At 74.3% G+C, this 1,794-nt stretch carries 1 protein-coding gene and 1 pseudogene; both read right to left on the bottom strand.

What is annotated here, in order from left to right; translation table 11 throughout:
• Positions 1-1,062 (bottom strand): ABC transporter ATP-binding protein (locus G3I53_RS29920; RefSeq protein ID WP_164438963.1); only part of this gene is annotated, 1,062 nt, incomplete at its 3' end.
• Positions 1,063-1,068: 6 nt separating this feature from the next.
• Positions 1,069-1,794: pseudogene (locus tag G3I53_RS29915) on the bottom strand (peptidase M28); the annotation flags it as partial.

Here is a 1,794-nt window from a genome sequence, read left to right as displayed (position 1 = left end):
GGTGGCGGTGGCAGCGGCCCCGGCCTCCCCGGCACCCGCCGGGATCCGGTCCGCGTCCGGTCCGCCGCCCGGCGCGGGGCCCGCGCCCGGCTCGGCACGGCCGTCGAGCGTGAGGTAGACGTCCTCCAGCGTCGGCCGGGTCAGCCGGAAGTCGGACACCCGGTCCATCCCCAGCTCACCGTGGACCAGCCGCATCAGGTCCGGCATCCGCGCCGAGTCCGTCTGCACCAGGTAACTGCCGTCCCGCTTGCCCTCGGTGAGCGTGCCGACCGCGCCGAACAGCTCCCGCTCCCGGTGCTCCAGCGGGTGGTCGTCCCGCACGAAGAGCTCCAGCCGGATCCGGTCGCCGAGCGCCTCCTTGAGATGCCCCGGCGTGCCCATCGCGGTGATCCGGCCGCCGTTCATCACGGCCACCTGGTCGACCGCCGACTCCGCCTCCAGCACGTTGTGCGTGACGAGGACGACGGTGGTGCCGTCCTGGGCGCTGCGCCGGGACACCATGTCCCACACGAGCCGCCGGTTGTGCGGGTCGAGTTCGTTGGTGGGCTCGTCCAGGACGAGCAGCTTGGGCCGCCCCATGAGGGCCATGCCGAAGTTGACCAGCCGGGTCATGCCGCCGCTGAGCTGGTCGACGTAGCGGTCCTTGACGTCGCCCAGGCCGAGCTCGTCGATCAGCTCGGCGGTCTGGCGGCGCGTGTCCGCCTCGCCCTGGCCGCGCAGCCGGCCCGTGTAGTGCAGTGCCCGCCGCACCTCCACCAGCCGCATCGACAGGCCGGTCTGCGGCAGGTAGCCGGTCATGGCCTTGACCTCGTCGGGCCGGTTGACGGCGTCGATGCCCTCGACGACGATCTCGCCCGACGTGGGCCGCATCAGGCCGAGGAGCTGCGACACCAGCGTGGTCTTGCCCGCCCCGTTCGCGCCGAGCAGTCCGAAGACCTGGCCGCGGGGGATGCTGAAGGTCAGGTCGTCGTTGGCCCTGACGACCGTGTCCGTGCCCCCGGCCGGGAAGACCCGGGTGAGGTTGCGGACCTCTATCGCGTGGTCCCGTGCTGTGCGTGTCATGATTCCTCAGATCTCTTCCCTGGTACGGGCGATGACGGAGTCCTCCGGCAGGAAGCCGAACGCCACCGGGACGGTGTTCCGGGGACGCGGGCCCACCAGTTCGGCCACCGGGGGCGTCAGGCCGAGGCTGTAGTCGGCGACGTCCACCGGCAGCCGGGTGCCGGCCGGCACCTCGCAGCCGACCTCGAAGGCGCCCGCACCGTAGTGATGGAGGACGACGTCGTCCGCGCCGCCGGTCTGTTCCGCGAGCGCCGCCCGGTCCAGGCGGGTGCCCCCGACGGTGCAGGCGGCCAGCGGTTCCCGCGGCAGCCGCACCTGCAGGCGCCAGGCGGACCGCTGCGACTCGGCCCGGAAGCGGACCGTGCGGACGTCGCCGCGGGTGCGGTCGGCGACCACGGTGAGCGTCGGCAGCTCGATGCCGAGGCCGGGCGCGGGCGCCACCATGGCCGGTTCGTCCCCGCGCGGCGGGAAGTAGTCGGCCACCGGGGCCCGCTCCGGGTCGTCGCCCAGCACCGTGCGGGTCCAGGCGTCGGGTGCCGGGTCGGCGCTGAACCACAGCGCCTCGCCCTTCACCTCGTCGCGCACGTACAGCAGGGAGTTCGGGCGCGGACGGTCCGGGCCGAACCCCTGCGTGACGACGCAGGCCGCCAGCAGGGCCAGCGCCGCGCCGGCCGCGGCCAGCGCGCCCCACCCGGTCGCGGGCAGCCGCACCAGCAGCGGCAGCGCCAGGAC

It is taken from the genome of Streptomyces sp. SID14436, assembly GCF_010548465.1.
In the GTDB taxonomy this organism is placed as follows: domain Bacteria; phylum Actinomycetota; class Actinomycetes; order Streptomycetales; family Streptomycetaceae; genus Streptomyces.
Note: the sequence above shows the minus strand (reverse complement) of the source record. Positions and strands in the feature narration are given on the sequence as shown.